General features: G+C 66.6%; 14 protein-coding genes. 11 read left to right on the top strand and 3 right to left on the bottom strand.

What is annotated here, in order from left to right; genetic code table 11:
• Positions 1 to 39: 39 nt before the first annotated feature.
• Both O0882_RS13855 and O0882_RS13850 read right to left on the bottom strand, forming a co-directional pair.
• On the bottom strand, positions 40 to 570 hold the full coding sequence (locus tag O0882_RS13855) for an isochorismatase family protein (RefSeq protein WP_289948818.1): 531 nt from the start codon (positions 568 to 570) through the stop codon (positions 40 to 42).
• A 50-nt stretch (positions 571 to 620) separates the two neighbouring features.
• Entirely contained in the window at positions 621 to 1,538 is a 918-nt protein-coding gene (locus O0882_RS13850; RefSeq protein WP_289948817.1) for a LysR family transcriptional regulator, read from the bottom strand.
• Between the two features lie 121 nt (positions 1,539 to 1,659).
• On the opposite strand from O0882_RS13850, the gene O0882_RS13845 reads away from it, so the two are divergent.
• The 8 genes from O0882_RS13845 (at position 1,660) to O0882_RS13810 (ending at position 16,139) form a co-directional block, all read left to right on the top strand.
• Positions 1,660 to 2,877, top strand: a complete 1,218-nt coding sequence (locus tag O0882_RS13845; RefSeq protein WP_289948815.1) for an ABC transporter substrate-binding protein — start codon at positions 1,660 to 1,662, stop codon at positions 2,875 to 2,877.
• A 136-nt stretch (positions 2,878 to 3,013) separates the two neighbouring features.
• Positions 3,014 to 4,528, top strand: a complete 1,515-nt coding sequence (locus O0882_RS13840) for a CoA-acylating methylmalonate-semialdehyde dehydrogenase (RefSeq protein WP_289948814.1) — start codon at positions 3,014 to 3,016, stop codon at positions 4,526 to 4,528.
• 10 nt (positions 4,529 to 4,538) lie between these two features.
• Positions 4,539 to 5,432: a 3-hydroxyisobutyrate dehydrogenase gene (mmsB, locus tag O0882_RS13835; protein WP_289948813.1), complete on the top strand. Its 894-nt coding sequence runs from the start codon at positions 4,539 to 4,541 to the stop codon at positions 5,430 to 5,432.
• 212 nt (positions 5,433 to 5,644) lie between these two features.
• Positions 5,645 to 9,394 carry a DUF4132 domain-containing protein gene (locus O0882_RS13830; RefSeq protein ID WP_289948812.1) on the top strand — a complete coding sequence of 1,250 codons (3,750 nt, stop codon included), beginning with the start codon at positions 5,645 to 5,647 and terminating at the stop codon, positions 9,392 to 9,394.
• 17 nt (positions 9,395 to 9,411) lie between these two features.
• Entirely contained in the window at positions 9,412 to 10,515 is a 1,104-nt protein-coding gene (locus tag O0882_RS13825) for an AAA family ATPase (RefSeq protein WP_289948811.1), read from the top strand.
• Complete coding sequence (locus tag O0882_RS13820) at positions 10,506 to 12,986, top strand: DUF5682 family protein (RefSeq protein WP_289948809.1); 2,481 nt, start codon at positions 10,506 to 10,508, stop codon at positions 12,984 to 12,986. Before O0882_RS13825 ends, O0882_RS13820 begins: the two co-directional genes overlap by 10 nt.
• Complete coding sequence (locus O0882_RS13815; RefSeq protein WP_289948808.1) at positions 12,979 to 14,112, top strand: VWA domain-containing protein; 1,134 nt, start codon at positions 12,979 to 12,981, stop codon at positions 14,110 to 14,112. The genes O0882_RS13820 and O0882_RS13815 overlap by 8 nt, the downstream gene beginning before the upstream one ends.
• Positions 14,109 to 16,139 carry an SWIM zinc finger family protein gene (locus O0882_RS13810; RefSeq protein ID WP_289948806.1) on the top strand — a complete coding sequence of 677 codons (2,031 nt, stop codon included), beginning with the start codon at positions 14,109 to 14,111 and terminating at the stop codon, positions 16,137 to 16,139. Before O0882_RS13815 ends, O0882_RS13810 begins: the two co-directional genes overlap by 4 nt.
• Positions 16,140 to 16,152: 13 nt before the next feature.
• Here the strand turns inward: O0882_RS13810 and O0882_RS13805 are convergent, their stop codons facing one another.
• The gene (locus O0882_RS13805; RefSeq protein ID WP_289948804.1) at positions 16,153 to 16,542 is read right to left on the bottom strand and encodes a DUF1090 family protein; all 390 of its coding nucleotides are present in this window, start codon (positions 16,540 to 16,542) and stop codon (positions 16,153 to 16,155) included.
• A 214-nt stretch (positions 16,543 to 16,756) separates the two neighbouring features.
• Here O0882_RS13805 and O0882_RS13800 point away from each other — a divergent pair, with 214 nt between their 5' ends.
• The 3 genes from O0882_RS13800 to O0882_RS13790 all read left to right on the top strand — a co-directional run bounded on the left by O0882_RS13800 (position 16,757) and on the right by O0882_RS13790 (position 19,993).
• A complete protein-coding gene (locus tag O0882_RS13800) occupies positions 16,757 to 18,052 on the top strand; it encodes a TonB family protein (RefSeq protein WP_289948802.1) in 1,296 nt (431 codons plus the stop codon).
• A gap of 88 nt (positions 18,053 to 18,140) precedes the next feature.
• A complete protein-coding gene (locus tag O0882_RS13795; RefSeq protein WP_289948801.1) occupies positions 18,141 to 18,992 on the top strand; it encodes a tetratricopeptide repeat protein in 852 nt (283 codons plus the stop codon).
• Positions 18,992 to 19,993, top strand: coding sequence for a tetratricopeptide repeat protein (locus O0882_RS13790; protein ID WP_289948798.1), 1,002 nt, complete (start codon positions 18,992 to 18,994; stop codon positions 19,991 to 19,993). Before O0882_RS13795 ends, O0882_RS13790 begins: the two co-directional genes overlap by 1 nt.
• The last annotated feature ends 65 nt before the right edge of the window (positions 19,994 to 20,058 follow it).

Genomic DNA, 20,058 nt, shown 5'->3' with positions numbered 1-20,058 from the left:
TGAAAGGCGGTCAGGCTTGATCTGGCTTAAACCTGCGTTCTATTTAATCAGCGCCAGTACGTCGCGGAAGCGTGGGTGCTTGCAGTCGCGCAACCACTCGAAGGCCAGCATTTCCACCGTCACCAGATGGGCACCCAGCTTGCCGAGGCGGGCCAGCGCCGCATCGCGGCTGGCGGCTTGGCGCGAGCCGACGGCGTCGATGGCGATGATGACCTCGTACCCCAGTTCCAGCAAGCCGATGGCCGTCTGCAGCATGCACACATGGGCTTCGCAACCGGTGACGACGATCTGCTTGCGCCCCGGTGGCAGCATGGCTGGCAAGCCGTCGGCACAGGCGCCGAAATGCGTCTTGTGCAAGGTCCGTTCGCACAGGGCGGCGATCTCTTCCACATTCGGCCCCAGTCCCTGGCGGTTCTGTTCCGTGCCCAGCACGGGCACGTCGAGCAGTCGGGCGATCTTTGCCAGGCGCAGGTTTTGCGCCAGCACCAGGCCGGCGTCGTGGATGGCCGGCATCAAGCGACCTTGCAGGTCGACAATGACCAGTACGGCCTGGTTCGCATCCATCAGCATGGCGTTCTCCTCATTAGTATGTGGCGACAGTGTAGCGCGCCGCAGTTTGCTCAAGTTGGCCAGCTGGGCACGGCTGTTTCACCCATCAGGTAGCCATGATTCAAATCGACGGCGGCACGCAAGTAGTTCCACAGGGCGCTGACCCTGGCAATATTGCGCCGCTCGCTGGGCGAAATCATCCAGAAGGCGCGCAGCAGGTCGATCTCGCCATCGAGCACGGGCACCAGCTCGTTCGACTGCTGCGCCACGAAGCAGGGCAGGATCGCCAGCGCCTGGCCCGCGCGCGCCGCGTGGTACTGGGCGATCACGCTGGTGCTGCGAAACGCGCGCAGGGAATCGGGCGCCACGTTGTCCATGTAGCGCAGCTCCGAACTGAACACCAGGTCGTCCACGTAGCCGATGATCGGATGCTGCGCCAGCTGCGCCACGCTGCTGATCGGCGCATGGCGCGCCAGGTAGCCTGGCGTGGCGTACAGTTTCAGGCGGTAGTCGGACAGCTTCGTCACGACATACGGACCGGACAGGGGGCGTTCGACGGAAATGGCCACGTCCGCCTCGCGCTTGGACAGGCTGACGAAACGGGGCACGGCGATCAGGTCCACGCTGATGTGCGGATAGCGCCCGCAAAACTGCGCCAGGTGGGGCGCCAGCACGATGGCGCCGAAACCCTCGGTAGCGCCCAGGCGCACCTGGCCCGACAGCAATCGATTGTGTTCGCCCAGCTCCTCGGTGGCGGCAAACACCGTGCTTTCCATGTTTTCCGCGTATTCCATCAGGCGGTGGCCCTCGGGCGTCAGCTGGTAGCCCACGTAATTGCGGTCGAACAGCTGCGTGCCCACCTGCTCCTCGAACTTGCGCATGCGCCGCGACACGGTGGAATGGTCGATGCCCAGCTTTTTCGCCGCATCGACGAGGCCGGCGCTGCGCGTCAGTTCCAGGAAGACCCGTACATTGTCCCAATCGAGCATGGCAATCCCTCTCTGTGCATTTTTGCAAAGGAATTATGCATTAATTTCACTTGAGTGCATATTTTTACACATGCAGAATGCATCTAAACATATAAGAAAACCCATCCACCTGGAGACACGCATGAAAAAAACCGTTCTGGCCATGGGCGCGCTGGCGCTCACCCTTTCCTTTGGCGGCGCGCACGCGCAGATTTCCGATGGCGTCGTCAAGGTTGGCATCCTGACCGACATGTCCGGCCCGTATTCGGCCATGGGCGGGCGCGGCTCCGTCGTCGCCAGCCAGATGGCCGTCGAGGATTGTCTGAAAGCCGAATGCAAGGGCATGAAGATCGAGATCCTCTCGGCCGACCACTTGAACAAGGCGGACATCGCCGCCTCCAAGGCGCGCGAATGGATAGACCGCGACAAGGTCGACGCCATCGCCGATCTGACCAATTCCTCGGTGGCCCTTTCCGTGCAAAAGCTGATGAAAGAGAAGGGCGGCATCGCCATGTTCAGCGGCCCGGCCACCACGCGGCTGACGAACGAGGATTGCTCGCCGAACGGCTTCCACTGGATGTTCGATACGTATTCACAGGCGGCCGGCACGGCGGCGGCGCTGACCAAGCTGGGGCAGAAATCGTGGTATTTCGTCACCGTCGATTACGCGTTTGGCCATTCGCTGGAAAAAGACGCCAGCGAAGTCGTCAAGCGCAATGGCGGCACGGTGCTGGGCGCCGTGCGCCATCCACTGAACGCGTCGGATTTCTCGTCCTTTCTGGTGCAGGCGCAAGGCTCGAAGGCACAGGTGATCGGCCTGGCCAACGGCGGCGCCGACGTGGTCTCCGCTATCAAGCAGGCGCGCGAGTTCCGCATCGGCAGCGGCAAGGACCAGCGCCTGGCCGCCTTGCTGGTGTTCCTCTCCGACGTGCACGCGCTGGGGCTGGAAACGGCGCAGGGCCTCGTCTACGCGGACGGCTTTTACTGGGATTTCGATGACCGCAGCCGCGCCTTTGCCAAGCGCTTCGAGGCGCTCAACAAGGGCGCCAAACCGACCATGGTGCAGGCGGGCGTGTATTCCAGCGTTTACCACTACCTGAAATCGGTGGCGGCGGCGAAAAGCGACGACTCGAAGATCGTCGCCCAGAAAATGCGCGAACTGCCCATCAAGGATGCCGTCATGAACAACGCCTCGATCCGCCCCGACGGCCGCGTCATCCACGATATGTACCTGGTGCAGGTGAAGACCCCGGCCGAATCGAAAGGCGCGTGGGACTACCTGAAAGTGCTGTCCACCATCCCCGCCGACCAGGCGTTCAAGACTATGGATGCGGCGGCGTGCAATCTCGTTAAAAAATAATTTTCACCCCTAACGGCGAAAAGGCCGGGGTCGGTTCCTTCGGAATCGGAATTTCCCCCACTGGGGGAAATTCCCCCTCAGGGTCCGACCCCGGAATCTGCTCTTGGGGTAACTGATCAATCACGGAGCCAAACAAATGAACCAAGCCCTCACCCAAATCCCCGCCGTCCCCCTGCATATCGGCGGCAAGCATCACGCATCAAACAGCACCGAATGGCGCGACGTCGTCAACCCGGCCACGCAGGAAATCGTCGCCAGAGTGCCGTTTTCCACGCCCGACGAAGTCAACCTCGCCGTCGCCACGGCCAAGGAAGCATTCAAGAGCTGGCGGAGTACCCCGCTGGCGGCGCGCATGCGCATCATGCTCAAGTACCAGCACCTGATCCGCGAAAACATCGGCGCCCTGGCCGAACTGATCACGCGCGAACACGGCAAGACCCTGCCCGACGCGGAAGGGGAGGTCATGCGCGGCCTGGAAGTGGTGGAGCACGCGTGCTCGATCGCCACCCTGCAGCTGGGAGAAATCGCGGAAAACGCGGCCACCGGCGTCGACGTCTACAATATCTACCAGCCGCTGGGCGTGGGCGCCGGCATCACGGCGTTCAATTTCCCCGTCATGCTGCCATGCTTCATGTTCCCCATCGCTATCGCCTGCGGCAATACGTTCGTGCTGAAACCGTCGGAGCAGGACCCGTCATCGACCATGTACCTGGTCGAACTGATGTACCAGGCGGGCTTGCCGGCCGGTGTGCTGAACGTCGTGCATGGCGGCGCCGACGTCGTCAACATGCTGTGCGACCATGCCGACATCAAGGCCGTTTCCTTCATCGGCTCCACCCACGTGGGCACGCATGTGTACCGCCGCGCCAGCGAATCGGGCAAGCGCGCGCAATCGATGATGGGGGCGAAAAACCATTGCGTGGTGCTGGCCGACGCCAACAAGGAGCAGGCGATCAATAACCTGATCGGCGCCGCCTTCGGTGCGGCCGGCCAGCGCTGCATGGCCAATTCCGTCGTCGTGCTGGTGGGCGAGGCGCGTTCCTGGCTGCCGGAAATCGTCGCCCGCTCGCAGGCGCTGAAAGTGGGACCGGGCAGCGACCGCGATGCCGACCTGGGGCCGATGGTCTCGAAAGCGGCCATGCAGCGCGCGGAAAAGCTGATCCAGGCGGGCGTGGACGAGGGCGCGCAGTTGCTGCTCGACGGCCGCGGCCTCAAGGTGGCCGGCTACGAGGGCGGCAACTTCATGGGACCGACGATTTTCTCGAAGGTGGCGGCATCGAACTCCGTCTACACGCAGGAAATCTTCGGCCCCGCCATGTGCGTGGTCGAAACCGATACGCTGGACCAGGCCATCGCCTTCATCAACGCCAACCCGAACGGCAACGGCACCTCGATCTTCACTTCGTCCGGCTGGGCGGGGCGCAAGTTCCAGCACGAGATCGACGTGGGGCAAGTGGGCATCAACGTGGCCATACCCGTGCCCGTCGCCTATTTCAGCTTCACGGGCTCGCGCGCGTCGAAACTGGGCGACCTGGGGCCGAACGGCAAGCAAGCCTTGTACTTCTGGACGCAGACCAAGACCGTCACGGCGCGCTGGTTCGCCCCGGACGACGGCGGCAGCGGTGTCAATACCACCATCTCGATGAAATAAGGAGGCGGGGATGAGCACCAATATCGTTTTCATCGGCCTCGGTAACATGGGCTTGCCCATGGCGCAAAACCTGGTGCGGGCCGGCCATGCCGTCACGGGTTTTGACTTGCTGCCGGCCAGCGTGAAGCTGTTTGCCGATGGCGGTGGCCAGGTCTCCGATGACCAGGCGGCGGCGATCCGGGCGGCCGACATCGTCATCACCATGCTGCCGGCCAGCCGCCACGTGCTGGGGGCCTACCTTGGCGACGCGGGTATTCTGGCACAGGCGCGGCCCGGCACCTTGCTGATCGACTGCTCGACCATTTCCACCGAGGCGGCGCGCCAGGTGGGCCGCGCGGCGCAGGAGCAGGGCTTGCCGATGCTGGACGCGCCTGTGTCCGGCGGCACGGCGGGCGCCACCAACGGCACCCTGACTTTCATGGTAGGCGGCGAGGAGGCCACGCTGGCAACGGCGCGGCCCTACCTGGAGATCATGGGCAAGGCGATCTTCCACGCGGGCGGCTCGGGCTGCGGCCAGACGGTCAAGATCTGCAACAACATGCTGCTGGGCATACTCATGATCGGCACCAGCGAAGCGATACGCCTGGGCGTGGCCAATGGCCTCGATCCAAAAGTGGTGTCGGACGTGATGGCGAAAAGCTCGGGCCGCAACTGGACCCTGGACGTGTACAACCCGTGTCCCGGCGTGGCCGAGAACGTGCCCGCGTCGCGCGGCTACACGGGCGGCTTTGGCGTCGACCTGATGCTCAAAGACCTGGGCCTGGCCATGGAAAGCGCCGAGGCGTCGGGCGCCAGCGTACCGCTGGGCGCCCTGGCGCGCACGCTGTATGACATGCACAGCAAGGCAGGATCGGGCGGGCTCGATTTCTCCAGCATCTACCGGCTGCAGGATGCGCCGGCATAAGGCCGCTGTCGTGGCGATGGCGCTCCTGCGGGAGCGCTTTTTTTTTGTTGATCGTCATCCAAACGTACATGCTATCAGGAGGATAAGAATATACAATCAGCAACTTGATTGTATGCAAGTTCGATGCACGATGAATGCCGCCGATATGGACACCGATTGCGAAAAAACATGCCCGGCGAGGGCCTTGATGAACAGGAAAGACGGATCACCCGATGTTTAAAAAAATACTGGAACTGGCGCAGGGCGTAGTGGGTCTGGCAGGCGTGGATGAGCAGGCGCAGTTGAAGAAGGGCTTGCGCGGCCTGGCGCAGATTTCGCCTGCGCTGTGGGAGCGCGCCTGCGAGTTCGTCTGCGCAGGGCGGCAGGAAGGCGTGCTGCTTGAGGTGCAGGCGGCGGCGCCGCGCGGCGGCACCCTGCTGGGCAAGCCCGGGCGCCTGTACTCGCTTTTTTATACCCATAACATGAGTAGCAAGGATGGCGCGCTGGCCAATGAAAGCCTGCGCCACCGGCACCAGTTCTACGCCCAGTCCGACGCGGCGACGCTGGACGCGGCGCTGCTGGTGCGCCTGGGCAAGCTGCTGCAGGCCGCCGACGGAGGCGATGCGCTGGAACGCACGGGCGCCGCGGTGCCGCAGTGGCTCGACTACCTGCTCAGCGATGCGTTGTTCGCCAGTTTTTCCGAGACCCGCGCGCAGGCGACCACGGTCAACCGGCGCGGCTGGGACGTGGCGCTGCTGGCGCGCCTGCTGGCTGCCGATGGCGAGGCGGAAGACGGCGCGCTGCAACTGGTGTTCGAGCGGCGCGAATTGAACGAATACGTGCGCGATAACTGCCTGCAGCGCTTGCTGGCGCCGGGCGCGCTCGACGCTTACATGCTCGCGCATGCCGCGCGGGTGGAGCAATTGCCAACGGTGTTGTCGGCCAGCGGCAAGGCGCAGCTGGCCAGGCGCGTGGGCGCCGCACCGGCGCTGGCCGACGCCTATGCCGCCATCCTGGTGCGCCTGGCCGTCGATGGCGGCAAGAGCGTGCGCATCGAAGCGGCGCCGCATCTGGCCGCCATTCCCGTGGAACGCCGGGCCGTCTTGCTGCAGCAATGCCTGTTGACGGGCAAGACGGAAGAGCGCGTGCAGGCGGCCGAGCTGCTGGGCCGCAGCCTGGGGCCGCAGCAGGGTGCGCTGCTGGAACAGGCGCTGGCGCAGGAGACGAGCAAGCCGGTGCAGGCGGCCATCCGCAATGCCCTGTCGTGGCTGGGCGCGGCCAGCGATGCGGGCGCGACGGAACTGCCCGTGCCGCCGCTGCCGCCCGCGCCGCCGGCGGCGCGCCTGGGCGACGCCGCGCTGCAACTGCTGCAGGCCAATCATGCGGCGCTGCTGGAAAAGTACCGCGCCGAAGCACGGCAGGAGCGCGACGACAACCAGCACGCCAAGCACAAGTACGAATGGATGCAGGAACGCCTGAAACACTATGAGGCGATCAAGCCGGCCTGGCTGGAAGCGGCCATCCGCGTGTTCAATGGCGAGGCGGCGAAGGGCGACGAGCGGCCCTTGCAAGGTAACCTGGCGCGCGAACCCGTCGAGCTGCAGGGCAAGCTGGCTGCCTTGCCGGACTTCGGCGTGGCGCACATGGCGCGCTGGCTGCAGGCCACGCGGCGCAACAGTTTTCACTTCTGGCACGATGACTTCTTCCAGCAATGGCTGGCGCGGCAGGACCTGTCCACGTTCGACCTGCGCCTGCTGGCGCGCGCCATGCGCGAGGCCGGCGACGAGCATGACAGCGTGGCCATGGCCTGCATGGCCAGCAACTGGTGGGGCGCCAAGCCGCAGCAGGTGCTGGCGGCGGACATGGTCTGGCCGCTGTTCGCGGAACGCCCCGAACTGATCGAGCAGGGCCTGGGCTTGCGCGCCGTTGAAAGGCGCCAGGGCGTGGCGCCCGAGCTGGGTCCCACCCTGGAAGTGCTGGCCACCTTTCCGGTGCTGCCGGCGCAATGGCTGCCGAGCGTGATGGAGATCGCGCTGGGCGAGGGCAAGCAGCACCGCGCCAGCGCGCAGCAGGTGCTGGCCAGCCTGCCCGATATCGGCAAGCGCGTGGCCGAGGCGCTGGGATCGGGCAAGCAGGACATGCGCATCGGCGCCGCGCGCTGGCTGGTCGACCTCGATTATCGCGCCGCCGTCCCGGCGCTGTACCAGGCGCTGGACAAGGAGACGCGCGAGACCGTGATCGCCGCGCTGCTGACGGCGCTGGAAAAACTGGGCGAGGACCTGAGTCCGCGCCTGTCGCCCGAGATCCTGCTGGCCGCCGCGCGCAAGGGCTTGAAGGGCAAGGCGCCCGTCGGCCTGGCCTGGTTCGTCTTCGAGGCGCTGCCCGCCTGCCGCTGGCAGGACGGCACGCCGGTCGACGCCGACATCATCCGCTGGTGGGTGGTGCTGGCCTGCAAATTGAAGGAGCCGGGCGGCAACGCCTTGCTGCAGCGCTATCTGGGCCTGCTGGACGAGGCAGGCCGCGCCGCCCTGGGCGAGACGGTGCTGCGCCTGTTCATCACCGAGGATCTGCGCGGCCCGAGCCTGGAAGTGGCGACCGCCGAAGCGCAGGCGCGCGCGCCGCAGACCTATCAGAGCTACCAGGACCAGGCCAGGCGCTATCCCGAGTATTATGCCGCGCAGGGCAAGATGAGCGAAGAGCAGGTGTTCGACCAGATCCGCCGCAACAAGATGGCCGAATACCTGGGCAGCGCCATCGGCGAGAAGGGCATCCTGGCGCTGGCCGCGCATACGCCTGGCCATGTGGCGATCAGCCTGCTGCAAGCGTATATGCGCGACCATTACCCGCGCCGCGCGCAGATCGAAGCGATGCTTGACGCTCTGGCTGACGGCTACGACCCGGCCGTCATCCAGTTATTGCTGGGGATCGCGCGGCGCTACCGCACCGCCTCGGTGCAGGAAAAGGCGCGTCTGCTGGTCGAGCGCATCGCGCAAGGCAAGGGCTGGAGCCATGACCAGCTGGGCGACCGCACCATCCCGACTGGCGGCTTCGACGACAGCGGCCGCCTCGACCTGTCATATGGCGAGCGGGTCTTCCAGGTGACCTTGGACGGCGCCATGAAGCCGCGCTTGCACAACCCCGACGGCAAGGAGATCAAGGCCTTACCCGAGCCGCGCCAGGACGAATTGCCCGAACTGGCAAAGGAAGCCAAACAGCAGCTATCCGTGTGCAAGAAAGAACTCAAGCAAGTCATCAGCATGCAGACGGCGCGCCTGTACGAAGCCATGTGCGCCGGACGTGTCTGGCCGGCGCAGGAGTGGCGCGATTACCTGCTCGGCCATCCGATCGCGGGCCGCCTGGTGCAGGCGCTGGTGTGGATCAGGGAGGACGAGGCAGGCCGCACCCTGCTGCGCCCCAGCGACGATGGCAGCCTGCTCGACGCGGACGACGAGGAAGTCGCGCTGCCCGAAGGCAGCCGGCTGCGCCTGGCGCACGCCTCGTTGCTGGATGCGCCGCAGATCGCCGCCTGGCAGCGCCATTTCAAGGATTACAAGGTCAAGCCCCTGTTCGAGCAGCTGGCGCACCAGTTGCCCGACGCGTCGCTGATGGCGGGCCGGCACATCGCGGACCGCGAAGGCTGGGTGGGCGACACCTTCGGCATGCGCGGCGCCTTCGGCAAGCACGGCTATCAGCGCGGCCAGGCCGAGGATGGCGGCGTCTTTACCGAGTATCACAAGGATTTCATCAGCGCCGGCTTGCGCGCGGTGATCGAATTTTCCGGCAGCAGCCTGCCCGAGGAATTGATGGCGGCCGCCCTGAAAACGCTGCAATTCTATCCCTTGCCGCGCTCCTGGCGCGACGAGGCGGTGCCGCTGGCCGAGGTGCCGTCCGTGCTGCTGGCCGAAACCTATGCCGATTATCTGGCGGTGTCGAAGGCGTGCGGCGGCTATGATGCGCAATGGGAAAGTAAAATGCCGTGGTAAGCAAAGAAAGCAAAATCATGACGGAACAACATAACGATAACCAGGTGGTGCGCCGCAGCGCCGAACAGCGCTACGCCAGCGAGCTGGAACGCCTGAAGGCGGCCGATACCGATCCGCGCCCGGAGGGCTGGCAGCTGTCGCCGCGCGCGGTGCGCCGCTTCATCCTGGGCGACGCGGCGCTGCAAGTGAGCCGCAAATTCTATGGCGACGATCCGCTCGTCGACCGCGCCATCGTCACCTTGATGGGGCACCAGGGGCTGATGCTGGTGGGCGAACCGGGTACGGCCAAGTCGCTGCTGTCCGAATTGCTGGCCGCGGCCATCAGCGGCGACTCCGCGCTGGCGATACAGGGCACGGCCGGCACCACCGAAGACCATATCAAGTATTCGTGGAACTATGCCTTGCTGCTGGCCGAAGGGCCGAGCCGGCGCGCGCTGGTGCCGTCGCCCTTGTTCCAGGCCATGGAAGCGGGCAAGCTGGTGCGCTTCGAGGAAATCACGCGCTGCGCGCCCGAGATGCAGGACGTGCTCATTTCACTGATGTCGGAAAAGCAGCTGATGATTCCGGAACTGGGCGGCGACGCACGCGTGCATGCGCGGCGCGGCTTCAATATCATCGCCAGCGCCAACTTGCGCGACCGCGGCGTGCATGAAATGTCGTCGGCGCTGAAACGCCGCTTCAACTTCGAAACCGTCAAGCCGATCCGCGACCATGGCTTCGAAGTCGAACTGGTGATGCAGCAGCTGCAGCGCGAACTTGATGCCATCGGCGCCGCCGTCATCGTCAGGCGCGACGTGGTCGAACTGCTGGTGACCACGTTCCAGGAACTGCGCGCCGGCCAGACCCGCGAAGGCACGGCCATCAAGACGCCGGAGGCGGTGATGTCGAGTGCCGAGGCGGTCAACCTGGTCTATGCGGCCTCGCTGGAGGCCCTGCATTTCGGCGACGGCACCTTGCGCCCGCGCGAACTGGCCAACCAGTTGCAGGGCGTGGTCCTGAAGGACAACGCCGATGACCTCAAGCGCGTGCGCCATTATTTCGACACGGTGGTGCGCGAACGTGGCCGCCGCGACGATTTGTGGAAAAGCTTCGGCGACGCGGCGCGCCAGCTATGGCTGTAGTGCAGCCGGATTCGCAGCCGAATTTGCCGGCCGGCGTGGCTGCCGCGCGCGCCAGGCTGTTCGAACATGGCGTGTACTTTGCGCCGGTGCGCCACCACAGCCCGGCATGCGCCCACGCATTGCAGGCCATGCTGCGCGAATTGCGCCCGGCTGCCGTGCTGATCGAGGGGCCGGAAGGCTTCACGGACATGCTGCCCTTGCTGCTGGACGAACGCACGCGCCCGCCCGTGGCGCTGCTGTGCCAGACGCCGGCGACAGGCGCAGAGGGCGCACGCACGGCATCGGCGTTTTTCCCGTTTTGCGATTACAGCCCCGAATGGGTGGCGCTGCGCGAGGGCGCGGCCGTGCAGGCGCAGCTGGCCTTCATCGACCTGCCGTGGCAGGCGCGCGCGGGCACGGCGGATGCGCACGATGCCGATGCGCGCAGCCTGATGGCCGAGCGCTACCTGGCCCACAGCAGCTATCTGAACGCCCTGGCCGCGCGCGCCGGCTGCCGCGACCAGGACGAACTGTGGGATCACCTGTTCGAGGCGCGCTCGCGCGCGGCGCTGGCGGACTGGCGCAGCATGTTTGGCGACGTGTTTTCCTACTGCGCCATGGCCCGCCTCGATTACGAGCCGGCCGTGCTGGAAGCGGAGGGCAGCTTGCCGCGCGAACGCCACATGGCGGCGCATATCGCCCGCTGGCGCAAGCAGGTGGACGGCCCCGTGGTGGTGGTCACCGGCGGCTTTCACACCAGCGCGCTGATCGAACTGCTTGACGCCAATCCCCCGCCGGCCGCGCCGGCCATTGCCGGCGCCAGCTGGCTGATACGCTACAGCTTTGAGCGGCTCGATGCCCTGAATGGCTATGGCGCCGGCATGCCGGCGCCCGCCTACTACCAGGCCGTCTGGGACGCCCTGCAGTCGCCGGCGCCGGGCGATCATCAGCTTGCCGTCGCCGTGGACCAGTTGACCAGGCTGGCCCAGGATAGCCGGGCGCGTGGCGTGCAGGAGAGCATTTCCACGGCGCAGGTACAGGCGGCCGTGCTGCAGGCGGCCAGGCTGGCGGCCTTGCGCGGCCATGCGGGGCCAGGCCGCCAGGATGTGCTCGACGCCATGCGCTCCTGCTTCGTCAAGGGCGCCATTGACGATGGCATGCAAGGCCTGTTCGACGACGTGCGGCGCCAGATGACGGGCAGCCGGCTGGGCGACGTGCCGCCATCGGCCGGTTCGCCGCCGCTGGTGCAAGACGCGCGCGCGGCCGCGCATCGCCACGGCTTGCGCCTCGACGACGGCGACAAGCGGCTGGCGCGGCTGGACCTGTACCGCAAGCAGCGCCACCGCCAGCGCAGCCGCTTCTTTCATCTGATGCAGTATCTGGACACGGACCTGGCGCGCTGGCAGGGCGGCCCCGATTTCATGGCCGGCAGCCGGCTCGAACTGCTGTTCGAGGAATGGACGTATGCGTGGACGCCGCTGGTCGAAGCGCGCCTGATCGAATTGGCTGCCGATGGCACCACCCTGGCCGAGGTGGCGCTGGTGCGGCTGCTGCGCGAAGAGCAGGCGCTGGGCGCCGCGGGCCGGGCCCGTTCGGCCGGCAGCGCCGCTGCCCTGCTGGTGCGTGCTTGCCTGGTGGGCTTGCATGAACGTTTGCCCGGCCTGTTGTCGCTGTTGTCGCGCCATCTCGACGACGATGCCGATTTTGCCTCCGTCGTCGCCTGCGGCCATGCGCTGGTGACCCTGTGGCGCGCGCGCGAGCCGCTGGGCGTGCGCGAGCATCCCGGCGTGCTGGCGCTGATGCGGCGTGTCTGGCCGGCCGCGCTGTTCCTGCTGCCCGCGCTGGCCGATACGGGCAGGGACGGGGAAGGCGCGCAAGTGGGACAGTTGCTGGCATTGCGCGAATTTGGCCGTGCCGCACGCAGTGCCTTGCCGGTGCAGGAGGCTGGCCTGGCTTTCGAAGCGGGCGACCTGCACCGGCGCCTGCAGGCCCTGACGGCGACGCGCACCTGCGCGCCCGGCATCTGCGGCGCCGCCGCCGCGCTGCTGTTCCTCGATGGCGCCTGGGATGAACAGGATTTGTCGCGCTTGCTGGAACGGCGCTTCGGCGCCGGCGCCACGCCGCAGGATGCCGTGCGCTTCCTGTCGGGCCTGATGGCCGCAGCGCCTGAATTGCTGCTGACGCAGCCGGGACTGCGGCGCGGCTTCAATACCCTGGTCGGCAGCTGGGACGAGGCCAGTTTCATCGAGTATCTGCCCGATTTGCGGCTGGCCTTCACTGGCCTGAAGCCGCAGGAGACGAGCGACCTGGCCGAGGCGCTGGCGGTGCTCAACGGCGCCGCGCCGGACGCCTTGCAGGTCGAATTCCACTACGACGTCAGCGAAGACGAGATGCTGGCGGGCGGCCGCCTGAACGCGGCGCTGGCCGCCTGCCTGGAGCGCGATGCGCTGTCCGGCTGGCTGGATCTTTCAACGGAGAAGCCGCATGGCTGAGAATCTGCATCATCAGGAATTGCTGCGCCGCTGGCGCCTGATGCTGGGACGCTACGCGCAGCCGCTGCAAACCGAAGCCTGGTCCGCCAGCGATGGCCGGCTCGATGCCTGTCTCGATTATCTGTATGGCCGCGAGTATGAGCGCAAGGGCATGCTGCGCGCCGGCGGTGGCGGTTCGCTGGACCCCAGCCAGCTGCGCGCCATCGACTGGCTGGCGCAGACGCGCAAGCTGTTTCCGCAGGACGTGTACGAGCGCGTGCAGGGCCACGCGATCGAGCGCTATGAATTGAGCGGCCTGCTGCGCGACCCGGCCGTGCTGGCCAGCCTGGAGCCGAACCAGGCGCTGGCGCGCGCCCTGATCGGCATGCGCGGGCGGCTCGGCGCGGACATGCATGACGCGGTGCGCGCCGTGATACGGCACGTGGTCGAGGAAATCACCGAGCGCCTGCGCAAGGATTTCGTCAACGCGGTGGTGGGGCGGCGCAACCGCTTTCGCCGCACGCAGATGAAGAGCGCGCAGAACTTCGATTGGCGCGCCACCATTGCCGCCAACCTGAAACACTATGATCTGGCCAGCCGCCGCCTGCTGATGGCGCGGCCCGTCTTCAATGCGCGCGTCAAGCGCAGCCTGCCGTGGGACGTCATCCTGTGCGTCGACCAGAGCGCCTCGATGATGGATTCGGTGATCTATGCGGCCGTGGTGGCTGGCATCCTGTCCGGCCTGCCGGCCGTGAATGTGCGGCTGGTGGTGTTCGACACCAGCGTGGCAGACCTGACGCACCTGGCCGCCGACCCGGTCGAGGTGCTGCTGACGGTGCAGCTGGGCGGTGGCACGAATATCGGCCGCGCGGTGCAGTACTGCGAGCAGCTGGTGAGCAATCCGCAGCGCACGGTACTGGCCCTGATCAGCGATTTCGAGGAGGGCGCACCGCCAGGGCCGCTGCTGGCGGCGCTCAAGCGCATGGCCGAGTCGCGCGTCACCCTGCTGGGCCTGGCCGCGCTCGACGCGCGCGCACAGCCTGTGTACGACCACGGCATGGCGCAGCGCCTGGCGGATCAGGGCATGCACGTGGCGGCACTGACGCCACAGCACTTTGCCGAATGGCTGGCCGGGGTGATGGGATGAGCTGGCACGCCGTGTACCGCAGCTTTGACGACGACAGCCTGGCGACGCTGGCCAACGCGGGCCTGCTGCGCCGCGCCCTGAAGGATATCGAGGCGGGCAAGGTGGGCTGGCAGGATGACGCGGGCGGCGCCCTGGTCGCCGACGGCCAGTGGGTGCTGCTCGATGCGGGCGGGCCGCAGAAGGGCCGCTGCGATTGCCCGGCGCCCGGCATGTGCAAGCATATCCTGGCCGCTGCCGTGTGGCTGCGCGAACTGCCGCAGGAGAGTGGACAAGACAGTGGACAGGACGGTGCGCAGGATGCGCCGCCGGCCGGTGTGCTGGAGGAGGTGCTGGCGCTCGACAGCGCGGCCGTCTGCAAGCAGGCGGGCAAGCCGGCGGTGCGCCAGGCGCTGGCCTGGCTGGCGGAAGGCGACCAGGCGGACGTCACCATCGTCAGCGCCAGGCTGCAGATCGAGCTGCCCTTGTTGAAACTGGGCTGCAGCTATCTGCGCGGCGCCGGCGTGGACGCCATGGTGTCCGATACCCCGGCCGCTCTGCGCAAGGCGCTGCACCTGTATGCGCTGGCCTGCGTCTGGCGCAAGCATGGACGGGAGTTTGCCTGGCCGGACGGCGCCGCGACGGCGCCCGCCGCCGCAGCGCCCGGGATGAGTACGTCCGAGCTGGTGTTCCTGGCCCAGGTGCGGCGGCTGCTCGGTGAGCTGTACGACAATGGCCTGTCGCATGCCAGCGCGATTGCCGCCGGCCAGCTGCGCGCGCTGACCATGTCGGCGCGCAGTGAAAACCTGCCCCGTCTTGCCGCCCTGTTGCGTGGACTGGGCGGTACGCTGGATTTGCTCGTGCGGCGCGATTACCACGCCAGCGAGCGCCAGGCATTCGAGGAGATGGCGGCCATCGGCGCCTTGTGCGCGGCGCTCGAACACGCGCCTGGCCCGCTCTTGCAGCGCTTGCGCGGACAGGCGCGGCGCAGCTTTGATGCGGCCGGCGACGCGCCCATCGAGCTGCTGCCGCTGGGCGCGTATTGGTGGGAAACGCGCGGCGGCGCGCATGGCCTGACCTTGTCGTTCTGGCAGCATGCCGAGGGGGGCGAGGGGCGTATCGTGCAGGCGGTGCAGGCGCGGGCCGACGCCAGCGACCGCTCGTTTACGCGCGAATCTACATGGGATGCGGGCAGCCTGTGGACGGGCGCCGGCAGCGCCCGGCATATGTGCGAGGCGAGCTGGCAGTTGGCAGGCGCGTCCCTGGCCGACGATGGGCGGCTTGCCATGGACAGCGGCGTGCGCGCCAGTGCGGCGCCGCTGTGGGCGCTCGACGATCCGCGCTGGCAGAGTCTGGGTTTCAGCGACTGGATGGCGCTGGCCGCTTTCATGAGCGGTAACGTCGGCTTGACGCCGGAGCCCGTCGATTGCGTGGTGCTGCGTCCGGCGGCCGTGGCGCGACCGCAGCTCGACGAAGTGGGGCAGCGGCTCGATTGGCAAGTGTTCGACACCTGTGGCGCCGCCCTGGACTTGCAGATTCCGGCACTACCGGCGCTGCGTCCGCGCATTACGCGGCTGCAGGCGGCCGTGGCCGATGGCGCCGATATCCGTGCCGTGCTGGCCAGCCGCGCGCGTGGCGAGCCAGGTGGCTGGCAGCCGGTGGCGCTGCTGATCGCCAAGAATGGCAAGTTGCGCGTGGTGTCGCTCGATTTCGAGATCGACGCAGGCAAGCTGCCGTCGGCGCTGGCGCGCTTTTTCAAGAGCCTGGGGGGCGCCAGCCTGGCATCATCGGTGCCGCAGCAAAGCTCGGCGGCATCGCGGGTGCTGGCCCAGGTGCTCGACCTTCTCGCACTGCAGGCGCGTAGTGGCCGGCCACGGCTGGAAGCCGAACTGGCCGGCGAACTGGCGCGGCATGGCGCCACCTTGCACGCGCTGGGCCTGGATTTGCCGGCCGGCCTGCTGGGGGCCTACGTCAGCACGCCGCGCGCGGCGCAAGCCTTGCGCCTGGCGTATGTCTGCACGACGTGTCTCGCGCTGGAGGCGGCAGGGTAGCCGCGGCTTGCCGTCAGGGCTGCTGCGCCTGCAGGGCGGCCAGTTCCGCCCTGGCTTTTTCCAGCTTGCCTTCCAGCTTGGCGATCTTTTTCGGCTCTTTATTCGCTTCCTGGGCCATGCGCAGCGAACGCTCCGTCTGGTTCACTTTCGCCTGCGCCTTCAGCACCTTCTTGTTGTGGCGTTCGACCAGCACGTTGTCGCGGCAGTGGGCGTTGACTTCGTCGAGCGCGCGCGTCAGGCCCGCGACCTTGTCGGACAGACCCTGTTCCTGCGCTTGGCGTAATTCGCTGCGGATGCTTTCGCGCTTGGCGGCGCAGCCTGCCAGCTGGGTGTCTGCGGCGCTGGCGCCCACGGAGGCTGCGGCGAGCAGCAGGGTCAAGGCGGTACGGGACAATATGTGCATGCTGGACCTGTGATGAAGTGTGAAGGAGCGGGTGCGAAGTCGGCACGAACCTGAAGGTATCGTGCTTGTATCCTGGCAATGTATGCCGCGTCCGCCCTGCTGTCAAACGAATCCACGTATTGCCGCCTTTCTGGAATGTTGGTTATTGCGTAAGATGCGTGCACCTTCAACGTACCTTGCACTGGGCGGCGCCCTGTTGCGCCTGCCATATACCATGATCCTGAAACACACCGCGCGCCTGCTGGCCACCATTTTCCTGGCCTTGCCGGCAGCATCGCTGCAGGCCCAGCCAGCTGCGACCACCTTGCCCCTGGCCCTGCCGACCACCGAAGCCAATACCATGGTTTACCCACGCCAGGCGCTGCTTGAAAACCTGCAGGGAATCGTCAGCATGGCTTTCCTCGTTGATGCGGATGGCACTGTCCTGGCTGCTACCGTCGAGCAAACCAGCGGTACACTCATGCTTGATGCCGCTGCCATCGATGGCATGCGCAAGCGCGGCTTCAGTCCCGGACTCGCCAATGGCAAGCCGGTACGCAGCTGGACGAAAATACAGTACATGTGGAGTATTGACAGCGAGGAAGATGGGGTGAGGCCGGAGGTACTGCGCGCGGCGGCCGAGACCGGCGACGCGAACGCGCAGATGCGCTATGCACTATTGCTGAGCAGCAGGTGGTCCTTGCGCGCTGACATGGCCGAGGTCCTGCGCTGGTACCGGGCGGCGGCATTGGGCGGCAATGGCGAAGCCCAGGAGCGGCTGGGCGCACGGGCCCTGTACGATACGGCGCAGCCGGACAATGGCGAGGAAGTGCTGGGCTGGCTCATGCGGCCGGCGGCGCAGGAGCGTGTCAAGGTGTTGTATTCCTTGGGCACCATGTACCACCAGGCCTGGAAGGTACAGACGGATATGGCCCAGGCCGTCAAATGGTATACGCGGGCGGCGGACAAGGGCTTTACGAAAGCCCAGTACAGGCTGGCGCAGCTGTACCTGGCCGGCGACAGCGTCGGCCAGGACAACGCCGTGGCAGTGTCGTGGTACCGCAAGGCGGCGGAAGGCAGCCTGCCCGATGCGCAGGTTGCGCTGGCGCAGATGTTGCTGCGGGGCGACGTTGTCGCGGACGACCCGGAGCAAGCCATGCGCCTGCTGGACAAGGCGGTCAAACAAGACTTCCCGCCGGCGCTATACCTGCGCGGCGAACAGTTGATGGCGCAGGCGCAAGCGCCCCAGGAGACCGCGGCAGCGGTGGCCTGGACGGCCAGGGCGGCCAGCCTGGGTCATGATGCAGCGCAATACCGCCTGGCGCAGGCATATGAGACGGGCAAGGGCCTGTCGCAGGATGGCAGCCTGGCTATGGTCTGGTATGAACTGGCGGCGCAGACAGGCCATGTGGAAGCGATGCAGCGGCTGCTGGCCGTGTATCGTGACGGCGGCCTGGGGCAAGCTGCCGATGCGGCCAGGGCGCAAGTCTGGCAAGCCAGGCTCGATGGCATGCGCGGCAAGATGCCGTAGCCATGGCCATGGCCTTGGCGTCAGGCGAACACCTAGCCGGCGCTTGACTCCAGTACCATGTGCGTTTTGTTACCCGCCTGTGTTTGCCATGCATAAATCCCTTTCGCTGGCGGCGCTGCTGCTGCCGCTGGCGCTGCCCGTCCTCGCCCAGACCTCGCCCACCTCGCCCACCTTGCTCGATCTGCAGCTGATCGCCATCGAGGCCAGGGCGAATGTGGCCAGCCATAGCCCGGAAAGCATCGCCGCATTTGCCGAGACCCGGCGTGCGGCCGAAGGCGGCGACGTGGAGGCGCAGCTGGAATTGGCGCGCATGCTGCAGCTGGGCGTCGGCGCGCCGCAAAGCACGGTGCAGTCGATGGCCTGGGTGCGCAAGTCGGCCGAAGGCGGCTATGCGCCGGCGCAATCGGCCATGGGGCTGGCCTACACGGTGGGCGGCAAGGTGCCCATCGATCGCGTGCAGGGAGAATACTGGTTGCGCAAGGGCGTGGCGCAGGGAGATGCACTGGCGCAGACCATCCTGGCGCTGGAATTCATCGATGGCGACAGCAGTGCCGAAGAGCAGGCGCTGGCCATCAGCTGGCTGAAGGCGGCGGCGAACGAGCAGCACTTTGTGCCCGCCTATAATGCGCTCGGTGAGCACCTGATGCGCGCAGCCGTCGATGAACAGGATCGCGGCGATGCCTTCCACTGGTTTTACCGATCGGCGCGTGAAAAGGAGCCGGCCGGCATGCGCAACCTGGCCCGCGCGCACGAGCTGGGCCTGGGCGTGACACAGTCGGACAAGCTGGCCCTGGTCTGGTACGAGCGGGCCGCATGGGGCGGCGACTTGCCCGCCATGCGGCGCATGCTCGACGTGTATGCCAAGGGCGAATTGGGACAAGTGGTGAATGCCGAAGACGTCGCCGAGTGGCGCGCGAAACTGGCCGAGAAAGAAAAGTAATGAAGACCATCCTGTTTGTATTTAGCCTGGCGCTGGCGCAGAGCGTGCTGGCGCAGCCAGTGTCCCTGCCAGCGCCGCACCAGCATCCGGCGCTGGCCGAATTCGACATGTCCGGTCTCGACGCCATGCGCGCGAGGGTGCAGGCCGTGATCAACCGCCCGGCCGACCTGTCGCCAGACAAGGTCGCCTCCTTCGAGAAGATCCGCCGCGCGGCGGAAGGGGGCGACACCATCGCCCAGCTGGACCTGGCGCAGATGCTGCACGACGGCGAGGGCACGCCGCGCGACGTCGACGCCGGCCTGGCGTGGATGCGGAAATCGGCCGAAGGCGGCTATGGCCCGGCCCAGGCTTTCCTGGCCGTGGCCTACACGCTGGGCCAGGGCATGGCAATCGACCGCAAGCTGGGCGAATACTGGTCGCGCAAGGGCGCCGCGCAAGGCGTGGAACTGGCCAACTTTACGCTGGCCATGCACTTTGAAAACATTCACAGTAGCCAGGAAGAACAGGCGCATGCGCTGCACTGGCTGAAGTTCTATGCCGAGAATGGCTTCATCCCCGCCTACAATGAAATCGGCTACCGACTGATGATGACGGCGCAGGACGAGGCGCAGCGCAAGGAAGCGTTCGGCTGGTACATGCGGGCGGCCAAGGCGCTCGATCCGCCCGGTTTGAACAATGTCGCGTACTCTTATGAGGTGGGGCAGGGCGTGCCGCAGAGCGACGAGGGTGCCCTGGGCTGGTATGAAATGGCGGCCATCGCCAAAAGCCCACCCGGCCAGACGGGTTTTGCGCGGCTGCTGGAGCAGGGCCGTGGCGGACCGACCAGGCAAGGGCCGGCGCCCAAACCCTTCGCGCTGTATCTGCTGGCGGCGAAGCAGGGCGACCTGGAAGCCATGGAACGGCTGGTCAAGGTGTACGACAAAGGCGAACTGGAACAGGCGGCCGACCCTGCCCAGGCGGCACTGTGGCGCGAAAAGCTCAGGCTGGCCAAGACTCCTTGAGAGGGCATGACGGAGTGAAGGCGGCATGCTATTATCATTGTTATCGATAACAATATCATGAGAGA

It is taken from the genome of Janthinobacterium sp. SUN073, assembly GCF_030397665.1.
Classification (GTDB): Bacteria; Pseudomonadota; Gammaproteobacteria; order Burkholderiales; family Burkholderiaceae_D; genus Janthinobacterium.
The sequence above is the reverse complement of the archived record's forward strand: the minus strand, read 5'-3'. Positions and strand labels throughout refer to the sequence as shown.

Bases quoted from the DNA above. Each gene is read 5' to 3' on its own strand.
- O0882_RS13830 (WP_289948812.1), top strand. From the start codon at position 5,645: ATGTTTAAAAAAATACTGGAACTGGCGCAGGGCGTAGTGGGTCTGGCA.
- O0882_RS13800 (WP_289948802.1), top strand. From the start codon at position 16,757: ATGATCCTGAAACACACCGCGCGCCTGCTGGCCACCATTTTCCTGGCC.
- O0882_RS13805 (WP_289948804.1), bottom strand. From the start codon at position 16,542: ATGCACATATTGTCCCGTACCGCCTTGACCCTGCTGCTCGCCGCAGCC.
- O0882_RS13845 (WP_289948815.1), top strand. From the start codon at position 1,660: ATGAAAAAAACCGTTCTGGCCATGGGCGCGCTGGCGCTCACCCTTTCC.
- O0882_RS13790 (WP_289948798.1), top strand. From the start codon at position 18,992: ATGAAGACCATCCTGTTTGTATTTAGCCTGGCGCTGGCGCAGAGCGTG.
- O0882_RS13855 (WP_289948818.1), bottom strand. From the start codon at position 570: ATGCTGATGGATGCGAACCAGGCCGTACTGGTCATTGTCGACCTGCAA.
- O0882_RS13840 (WP_289948814.1), top strand. From the start codon at position 3,014: ATGAACCAAGCCCTCACCCAAATCCCCGCCGTCCCCCTGCATATCGGC.
- O0882_RS13795 (WP_289948801.1), top strand. From the start codon at position 18,141: ATGCATAAATCCCTTTCGCTGGCGGCGCTGCTGCTGCCGCTGGCGCTG.
- O0882_RS13850 (WP_289948817.1), bottom strand. From the start codon at position 1,538: ATGCTCGATTGGGACAATGTACGGGTCTTCCTGGAACTGACGCGCAGC.
- O0882_RS13815 (WP_289948808.1), top strand. From the start codon at position 12,979: ATGGCTGAGAATCTGCATCATCAGGAATTGCTGCGCCGCTGGCGCCTG.
- O0882_RS13820 (WP_289948809.1), top strand. From the start codon at position 10,506: ATGGCTGTAGTGCAGCCGGATTCGCAGCCGAATTTGCCGGCCGGCGTG.
- mmsB (WP_289948813.1), top strand. From the start codon at position 4,539: ATGAGCACCAATATCGTTTTCATCGGCCTCGGTAACATGGGCTTGCCC.
- O0882_RS13825 (WP_289948811.1), top strand. From the start codon at position 9,412: ATGACGGAACAACATAACGATAACCAGGTGGTGCGCCGCAGCGCCGAA.
- O0882_RS13810 (WP_289948806.1), top strand. From the start codon at position 14,109: ATGAGCTGGCACGCCGTGTACCGCAGCTTTGACGACGACAGCCTGGCG.